Source organism: Clostridium sp. CAG:221, assembly GCA_000435835.1.
Lineage (GTDB): Bacteria > Bacillota > Clostridia > Clostridiales > Clostridiaceae > Clostridium.
Map to the genome: position 1 here is coordinate 26,712 of FR883393.1, position 8,777 is coordinate 35,488.

The 8,777-nt window shown below is 27.3% G+C and carries 8 protein-coding genes; 6 read left to right on the forward strand and 2 right to left on the reverse strand.

Annotated elements, in window-relative coordinates; all coding sequences use genetic code 11:
* The first annotated feature begins 85 nt into the window (after positions 1–85).
* Positions 86–1,435, forward strand: coding sequence for an FAD-dependent oxidoreductase (locus Q5O44_RS06150; RefSeq protein WP_291659935.1), 1,350 nt, complete (start codon positions 86–88; stop codon positions 1,433–1,435).
* 56 nt (positions 1,436–1,491) lie between these two features.
* Here Q5O44_RS06150 and Q5O44_RS06155 read toward each other — a convergent pair whose 3' ends face one another.
* Complete coding sequence (locus tag Q5O44_RS06155; RefSeq protein ID WP_022167526.1) at positions 1,492–1,647, reverse strand: hypothetical protein; 156 nt, start codon at positions 1,645–1,647, stop codon at positions 1,492–1,494.
* A gap of 163 nt (positions 1,648–1,810) precedes the next feature.
* Between Q5O44_RS06155 and Q5O44_RS06160 the strand changes: the two genes are divergently transcribed.
* The gene (locus Q5O44_RS06160) at positions 1,811–2,680 is read left to right on the forward strand and encodes a hypothetical protein (protein ID WP_022167527.1); all 870 of its coding nucleotides are present in this window, start codon (positions 1,811–1,813) and stop codon (positions 2,678–2,680) included.
* Positions 2,681–2,839: 159 nt separating this feature from the next.
* On the opposite strand, the gene Q5O44_RS06165 is transcribed toward Q5O44_RS06160, so the two are convergent.
* The gene (locus Q5O44_RS06165) at positions 2,840–3,952 is read right to left on the reverse strand and encodes a hypothetical protein (RefSeq protein ID WP_022167528.1); all 1,113 of its coding nucleotides are present in this window, start codon (positions 3,950–3,952) and stop codon (positions 2,840–2,842) included.
* Positions 3,953–4,132: 180 nt separating this feature from the next.
* Here Q5O44_RS06165 and Q5O44_RS06170 point away from each other — a divergent pair, with 180 nt between their 5' ends.
* The 4 genes from Q5O44_RS06170 to Q5O44_RS06185 all read left to right on the forward strand — a co-directional run bounded on the left by Q5O44_RS06170 (position 4,133) and on the right by Q5O44_RS06185 (position 8,735).
* Positions 4,133–4,870 carry a metallophosphoesterase gene (locus Q5O44_RS06170; protein WP_022167529.1) on the forward strand — a complete coding sequence of 246 codons (738 nt, stop codon included), beginning with the start codon at positions 4,133–4,135 and terminating at the stop codon, positions 4,868–4,870.
* 78 nt (positions 4,871–4,948) lie between these two features.
* Positions 4,949–6,589 carry a site-specific integrase gene (locus Q5O44_RS06175; RefSeq protein WP_022167530.1) on the forward strand — a complete coding sequence of 547 codons (1,641 nt, stop codon included), beginning with the start codon at positions 4,949–4,951 and terminating at the stop codon, positions 6,587–6,589.
* Between the two features lie 128 nt (positions 6,590–6,717).
* Positions 6,718–7,224, forward strand: coding sequence for a hypothetical protein (locus Q5O44_RS06180; RefSeq protein ID WP_022167531.1), 507 nt, complete (start codon positions 6,718–6,720; stop codon positions 7,222–7,224).
* 23 nt (positions 7,225–7,247) lie between these two features.
* Positions 7,248–8,735, forward strand: coding sequence for a methyl-accepting chemotaxis protein (locus Q5O44_RS06185; protein WP_302637495.1), 1,488 nt, complete (start codon positions 7,248–7,250; stop codon positions 8,733–8,735).
* The last annotated feature ends 42 nt before the right edge of the window (positions 8,736–8,777 follow it).

An 8,777-nucleotide genomic window follows, 5' to 3' on the forward strand; every position in this document is an offset into this window, starting at 1 on the left:
TTAAATGGCTGCAGTAGAGGAAATATTGCAGCCATTTTCAGGAGGCTTTTTTTATAAGAAATCTAAAGATAAAGCAGGTGGGAGAATGAAGGTGGATTTTGCAAAATTAAAAGGAAAAGTCATTACCAAAGATGATTTTGCTTATGAAGAAGAAAGGCAAGGCTGGAATAGAGGAGTAGAAAAATATCCGCTAGCAATAGTTTTTTGTAAAAATGAGGATGAAATAATAGAGGCTATGGCCTTTGCAGCAAGAGAAAAATTACCTTTTAGGATAAGAAGCGGAAGACATCATTATGAGGGATTTTCCAATGGTAATGATATCTTAGTAATAGATATAAGCTTAATGAATAAAATATACATAAATGAAGAAGAAAGAACAGTTACCATAGAAGGTGGAGTAAGAAATAGAGAACTTTATGAAGCTGTTTGTGGTGCCGGCTATCCATTTCCAGGAGGAGGATGTCCAACAGTCGGGGTAGTTGGTTTTACCTTAGGTGGAGGTTGGGGATATTCTAGTAGGCTTTTAGGATTAGGGATTGATAGCCTTTTACAAGTGGAGCTCATTAATTATAAAGGAGAAAAAATATTAGCTGATAAAAAGGTTAATAGTGATTTGTTCTGGGCACTTAGAGGATGTGGTGGAGGAAATTTTGGTATTGTTACTGCTATGAAATTTAAACTTCCTCATAAAATTAATAAGGCTACCTTGATAAATATAGATTATCCTAATTTAACTATTGATGAAAAGGTTCTAATATTTAAGCTTTGGCAAAAGGAATTTAAGAGCTTAGATATAAGGCTTAATTTAAAAACTGCCATATATAATTCCATGCATAAAGGTACTGGGATAAAAATTACAGGGCTGTTTTATGGTAATGAAAAAGAGACTATGGAAGCTTTAAAACCATTTAAAGATATAGGAATAAATAGTGATTTTAATCTGGAATATACTACTGTTCTTGAAGCCAATAGAAAAATTCAAGATAGTCATCCAGAGTATGAAAAATATAAGTCATCTGGAAGATTTGTATATGATGATTATAGTGAAGAGGAAATAATTAAGATGGTGGATGTTATTTCAGATATACCTAAGTCAGCTGAATATGCAGCAGTGTCTTTTTATGGGCTAGGAGGAGTAATAAAAGAAATACCTAAAGAGAATACTAGTTTTTACTATAGAGATGCTGAAGCAATAATGGGCTTCCAAGTGTTGTGGGAAGAGCAAAAGTATGCTCCAGAAAATAAAAAATGGATGTTGGAAAAGTTTAGGCTATTAAAGACAATGACTAAAGGTTCATTTATTAATTTCCCTTTAAAGGAATTAGATAGTTATGAAGATGAATATTATGGTCCGTTTAAAGAAAAATTAAGAAAAATCAAAGAGAAATATGATCCATATAACTTTTTTGATTTTGAACAGTCCATAAGGTTATAAGAAGAAAAGGGGATAAAAGTTCTTAATGAATTTTATCCCTGGTTTTTATGAAAAAATTATTTGACAATGCATTCTTTATGACCACATGTGTCACATTTGTAATAATTTTTACCATATTGCTTATTATCATATGCATAATTGAAATCCTTCATTGTATCGCCACAAATTGGACAAATCAATAAAGCATTAGAGCTTTTTTTTTCAGTTTTCATCTTTAATTACCTCTTTTTATTTTTTATGTATAATATTTTAGTTGAAATGAACAGTAAAATAAATAAAAAAATTAGGTAATAAATGATATTTATAAAAATATAGATAGTTTTTACAAAAAGTAATACAATATTTTTAAAAGCAAAAAAGAAAGGGGTCAAAAATATGATTTTTGAAACAAATATAAGTGATTACTATAAAGTTGTACAGTCTAGTGATGAATGTTGCTATAAATACATATTAGGCAAGTTACAGGAAGCCAAAGAAATTTACATAATGGCTTTTGGCAAGAGTCAGAGAAATATTCAGCTTATGGATTCATTAAAGTCTTTAAAGGGGAAAATAACAGTAATATCTGATATTGATACTATAAAAGGTGAAAATATAAAAAGAATCAATAAAATAGATAGTAGTTTTAATTTAGATAAAAATAGTAAGATAATAATGACAGAAAAGGCTGCATTTATAGGAGCTGAAGAAGGAAGTTTTAGTACTGGTTTCTTAACTATAGATAGTGATGTAGTAGATGAATTAAGAGATAATTTATTTACAGAAAAAGAGGATGTATATAAAGGTTATGAGTTTACTAAGATAGAAATAATATTTATGAATTATTACTCAAAGATTAATAGAATAATCGAAGATATAATAAGTGGTGCGTTTAAAGAAGATGAAAAAGGAAATGGATTTTATAATAGCAATGATGCACATATAAAAAGCGATGATATAAAGTGGATTCATAAGACTATTGATGAATTTAATATTACTCTTGCAAACATAAAAGAAGTAGAACTAAAGAAAGCTTTAGAAGATACTTTTGATAAGGAAAATATAAGTGCTTTAAAAGAGATATGTATATCTGATGGGAATATGATGAAGCTTGCAAATTTATCATTAGATGATATGGAAAAAAGAAGAGAATTTTCTATAAAAGCAGAAAAGGAAATAACTGAGTTATATGATAAATTATCTATATTTAATGAGGAATTATATGGAGTAGTTGAACAAATGATAGATATAAAGACAAGACAGTAATTAAAATTAAAAATTAAAAATTCCATATATGCAATAACATAAGAGAATTTCAAAGAATGGTAAATATACCATAAAGGTTATATTTGCTAAAACCAGGTTTCTTTCTTATGTTATTGCATATTTAAATAAATAATCTCATTCAGTTTTCACTATGTTTAATTACTTTTTCCAATGATGAAGGAAGTCAATGAGTTCTTTTACCGTTGGATTTTTTTTAGTTTTAGCATAATAAGCATAGGAGGCAGATGCTAAAACTAAACAGAGGTGTACAGGAAGTTTTAGTAACACTCCTAAGCAAAAGCCAGCATAAAAATTATCATTTGAGTCAGTGGGATATACGGCTTTGTTTATATAAGGACAATAAGAGTGATAATATTCTTTGTTATATACAGCAAGACATTCTTTTTCATCATGGATGGTAATATAGTCAAGGTCAAGAAGTGTTGAAATACTTAATGCCAGTTCTTTAAGGTGGAAATAATGAGAAGTATTTAGTTTTAAAATATTAGCTAGTTCATAAGCAACTTTTTTTTCTAATCCTAGGATGATTTTATATTTTGTTGAAAATTCTTTTAATAATTTAATGGCTTCAGTAAGATTATTTTTAGAGCAATTATTTATTTCACCTAAATTGAAAAAAGCAATTCTTTCCTTAGAACTGATATATGGTATAATTTCATGAATAATACCTTGGAAGATATTATTCATTTCAGGAATCATAGACCAGTTTGTTAATCCAATTATAGAGGAAGACTCAAAAAGTAAAATTAACTTGTTTATATCAATCTTTTCTTTAAGTAATTTCCAATTTATTTTTCGTAATGATTCATTCTTAGTGATATATAGCTTTTCATTTGAAAAGTTAATAATTTCTTGCACAGCAGGTTCACCTAAGGAAAAAATCTCACAATGATTTGATAATTCTTTAAAAGCTGGATGAATATTAGGAAGACCTAAAGGTCCAATATAAGTTAAATCAAATCCATAACTGGTAAGTGAAGAACTCATAGCAGGTCCATTACCACCTGGATTAAATTTTATAGGTACAAGTTCCAAGGAAACACCTGAAAGTGCAGATTGCACTGCTAAAATATTAAATTCTTTTAAGCTATGAATTTTAGTATAATCATTTAAATTATTACCACTTTTTACTGCATTTAAATGCTCAATTATAAACCCATCAAAGCCTATTAAGGCCTTAAAATTAAATTTACTGTTTTTTTCAAGAATATATATTAAACTTTTAATTGAAGCAGATAGTTTTCTATCCATTAATGTTCTCCCTAAACAAATATTTTTACATAATAAATATATTAATAATAATTCTGATTATGAGTGTATAATAAATATACTATATTTATTATTGTATTAGCACTGATAAAATAGCTACATTAATATATGCTATAATTAAATAGAATAAATAAATAAAATATTTTTGGGGAGGAAGATAAAGTGAGCAAAATAGCAATAATATCTGATATTCATGGAAATATGCCAGCTCTAGAAGCTGTATTTGATGATATAAGGAAAAATGATATAGATAAGATAATATGCTTAGGGGATTTAGTTGGTAAAGGTCCAAGTTGTAAAAGAGTTATAGATTTTTGTAGATATAAATGTGATGTTGTAGTGGCAGGAAACTGGGATAAATTTCTTTCTCATAAGATGGAGGAAAGAAATAGATGGTATTTAGATAGAATAGGTGAGGAGAGATTACAATACTTAAGGGAATTACCAGAATCTGTAGGGTTTTATTTAAGTGGAAGATTCATTAGGTTATTTCATGCACATAGTGAAGATGTATATTTAAGAATGTATCCTAATCTTGAAATTGAGGAAAAGCTAAAGATGTTTAATATTCCTAAAATTAGCAGGCTAGATAATGAAGAAAGAAAATCGGATATTTTTGGATATGGAGATATTCATGGAGCATTTATTGACTATCTTGAAGATGGAAAGATATTGTTTAATGTAGGTAGTGTAGGATGTCCTTATGATAATATACCAATGGCTTCTTATGTAATACTTGAGGGGCAATATGGAATGAAGGAACAGTCATCTTTTGGAATAAATTTCAGAAGAGTAAAATATGATAATGAGAAGGTAATAGCAGAAGCAAGAGAAAAGCAGATACCAGATTTAAATATTTTTATAAAGGAAATTAGAAGCGGAAAATTTTTAAGATTGTAATTATATTTATGATTTATATTATTTAACTTTGGTAATAATAATTAGTAAAATAATAATCTTACAAAAGGAGTTAAATTTATGAAATCAGAGGTAATTGAATATATAAAAAATAATACTTATATAGAGGAATTATTTTTAGATTTTATTGATGAATTTAAAGAACAGTATAATCTTTTGAAAAATAAAGAGAAAAAGGAATTATTAAAAATAAAAGATGAAATTTTCAGAAATTGGCTGTTTTCTTCTATGATAAATGAAACATATATAACTCCAAATTACTTAATTAATAATATAGTTCAGCAAAGGTTTCCAGGAGATTATGTAATCATTCCTGTATTTCGTTATGATGTAAAAAATAATAAATTAAATCTTTATGTAGAATTTCAATATTGTAGTTTAGAAGAACATCCCATTATTAATGATATAGATATGTTAATGAATGTAGCTAATCCTTCAATAATCTTTCAAAATCAATGTGAAAATATTTTAACTATTAATGATAACATAGTTAAAAAGTTTACCATTCAAAGTTTGTATTACGTAAACTATTTAGTTCAATTATGTCAGGAACTAAAAATTATTAAAGAAATAACAGCAATAAATTGTAAATGTTTTCAAAAGGATCAGAGTTATACAGACTTTAAGGCACTGTCTAATAAGGCCAAATTAAATAAGATTTTCTATGCCACCATTAATATAAGCATGAAAAATATAAATAATATTAACAATGTTCAAAAGAAAGCAACAAGAAAGCAGATAATTGAATTTTTAAATAATGATATAAAAGAAGATGACTTTAATAGGTTTATAGATGAATTAATACCTTTTGCCAATAACTTTATTGAAAATATAGACCAATTTACAAAAGATAAGAATATTTTAGAAACTATAAAGTTTGCTAAGATACTTATGGGCGATAATGTAGGTGCTTTTGTAATGGGAACAGAAATAAGGGTGTATTTTGATATTTATTTCACTACAGTTTTTTCATACTATTTAGGTATACTATCACCAACGTATTTAGGCACATTTTTAATTGAAGAAATAATATACGGTCTTAAGGGAAGTGATGGTTTTTTTGAAAAAGCTGCCAATGTTTTTAATGATGAATTAGGTCATAACTTAACCAAGTTAGGTTCAAAATTAGTAGAGGTATATGGAGAAAAAATAAAAGACAATAAAGAAGAAAACTTTGATATAAATAATGTAGAAAAGTTTGTGAAACAAGCAAAGAATGAAAAAAAAGAGGTCCTTGAAAGATATAATAAATGCAGGGAATTATATGGAGATGATGAAAATATCATTCATAAATTTATGAACATAATTAATGATAAGGAAGATGAACTATATTATTTTGCAGAAGAACATATTAATAAATTTGCCAGTTATCTCATAGAAAAAAAGGGGCTTAAGGAAAAGACAGCTTTTTTATATTGCAGAAACATAGAATTATTTATATGTGATTTTTTATGTTATGAAAGTGAAGAAGAACTTAAAAAGATTGATAATATGATGGTTGATAGGTATTTAGGAGAATGGTTTATTTCTACTTGTGCCACCAGTGTTAGTAGTATAAAAGCTCAAATTTATGCTCTTAGTCATTACTTTAATTTCTTATATGATGAAGGTCTTATAAGCAATCTACAAAAAAATAGAATAAAGGAAACCATGAAGAATAAAGATAAATATATTCTTAAATATATGGAATACTTAGGGTGAAATAGAAATATCCATCTAAAAATAGATGGATATATTTTTTTTGTTAATTTTAAATTAAAGTGTAAATATTTGAAAAACAAATATGATAATAAGTATATAAAGGAAATTAAAGTAATTTGGAGGAGTTTATGAAAGAAAAGAAAAATCATAACACAAATAGACATAGTATAGGAAATGTTATATTAGGAATAAATATTTTGTTAGTTATTAGTATTTCAATTTTTATGACAGGTACAGCATTAATTAATTCAATATCAAACTTGAAAAATATAGCATATAGTAATACAGAAGAAAGGGCAGCTGATAGTGCACAAGCTTTAGCAAATGAAATAGGAGTAAGAATTGAACAATTAGAGTATATTTCTAAATTAGATAGTATACAGTCTATGGATTGGAACAAACAGTATCCAACTTTATTAGAAGAAGCAGAAGCATGGGGATTTATGCATATTTTTATAATGGATACTAAAGGGATTGGTTATTATGCAGAAACAAATACCATAAAGGACCAATCAAAAGAAGCGTTTTTTACTGATATAAGTGGAGATAAATATTATGTAACAGAGCCATTTGTTGATGCAAAGGAAAAGAAATCTATAACAACTATAACGGCACTTATAAAAAAGATGGTGTAGTAATTGGGAATATATGTGGTGTAATAGATTTAAGTAAAATAAATGAATTTATTCAAAATGTAAAAATTGGAGAAAGTGGATATGCCTTTTTATTAAGAAAAAATGGTGAATTTGTAGCACATAATGATATGTCACTTGTATACAATCAGGTTAATATAGTGGAACCAGATGATGAATATAGTAATCTTAAGGGATTTTCAACATTAATTGAAAGTGTGGAAAATGGAGAAAGCGGTACCAAGGAAATTAATTTAGATGGACAAAAGATAATTACTGCATATAATCCAGTAGAAAATACACCGTGGTCAATAGTTTTAGTGGCTAATGAAGATGAATTGCTAGCTGGTGTAGACAAAATGGTTTTACTACAGATAATTATTACAATAGTTATAATTATTTTTGCAGTAATAATTTCTTATGTTGTGAAAAGATCTTTAAGTATAAAAATTGAAAAGATACGTAAGCAAACATCAGAGTTATCAAAATATAATTTAGCTTATAAAGATGAGACAGAATATAAAGATGAATTTGGTGAAGTAATTAATTCAATAAATGAATCAGTAGATGTTTTAAATGACACAATAAATGAGGTTAAACAAAATAGTAATAAGTTATTTGAAACAAATGCATCAATAGATAATATGTTTGATGAAATTGAGAAGGAAATTAATAAATCAGCTATTTCAGTAGAACATATATCTGCTAGTATGGAAGAATCAGCAGCAGCACTGCAAGAACTTAATACCATGACTGTAAGTGTTAAAGAAAATACAGAAAATTCAGTAAATAAGGCACAACAAGGCTTAGAACTAGCAAATTCCATTGAAAATGAATCAGTACAGATTCACAAACAAACAATTAAGTCAAAAGAAATAATAGAAAATATCTATGAAGAATGCAATTTAAAGCTAAAGGAAGCATTAGAAAAAGTGAAAATTGTGGAAAATATTGAAATGTTATCACATTCTATCTTAGATATTACAGAGCAAACTAACCTTTTAGCTTTAAATGCAGCTATTGAAGCAGCAAGAGCTGGTGAGCAAGGAAAAGGATTTGCAGTTGTTGCTGGAGAGGTTAAAAAGTTGGCAGAAGAGTCATCAAGAAGTGTAACTGAAATTCAGGAAAGTCTAAAGGAAGTAATTAGTGCTGTTGAACAGTTATCTTTATCATCAAAGGAAATACTTCAAGTAATGGACAATGAAGTTATGGATAACTTTAGAGAAATGATAAGCATAGCTGAAAACTATAAGGCAGCAGGAGCTTCAGTTAAGGATATGGTAGATGGATTTAATGAGATATCAGAGGTAAATGCAACAGCTATAAATGAAATATCAGGTACAGTATCATTATTATCTGACACTATGTCTGAAGTAGCAAATTCATCTTACACAATTGCTGAGAATATGTCAGAAGTAAATGAAAGAAGCGGAAATATTGCTAATCTTGTAAAAGAAGCAAATGATGTAGCAGCAAATTTAGAAGAAATGGTTTGTAAATTTAAAACACGATAAAAAAGCTCTATTAAGAGCTTTTTTCAGTTTGTTGAAAAACCC

Excerpts from the sequence above, each read along its gene's own strand:
- Q5O44_RS06160 (WP_022167527.1), top strand. The coding sequence starts at position 1,811 with ATGATTTTTGAAACAAATATAAGTGATTACTATAAAGTTGTACAGTCT.
- Q5O44_RS06165 (WP_022167528.1), bottom strand. The coding sequence starts at position 3,952 with ATGGATAGAAAACTATCTGCTTCAATTAAAAGTTTAATATATATTCTT.
- Q5O44_RS06150 (WP_291659935.1), top strand. The coding sequence starts at position 86 with ATGAAGGTGGATTTTGCAAAATTAAAAGGAAAAGTCATTACCAAAGAT.
- Q5O44_RS06175 (WP_022167530.1), top strand. The coding sequence starts at position 4,949 with ATGAAATCAGAGGTAATTGAATATATAAAAAATAATACTTATATAGAG.
- Q5O44_RS06180 (WP_022167531.1), top strand. The coding sequence starts at position 6,718 with ATGAAAGAAAAGAAAAATCATAACACAAATAGACATAGTATAGGAAAT.
- Q5O44_RS06155 (WP_022167526.1), bottom strand. The coding sequence starts at position 1,647 with ATGAAAACTGAAAAAAAAAGCTCTAATGCTTTATTGATTTGTCCAATT.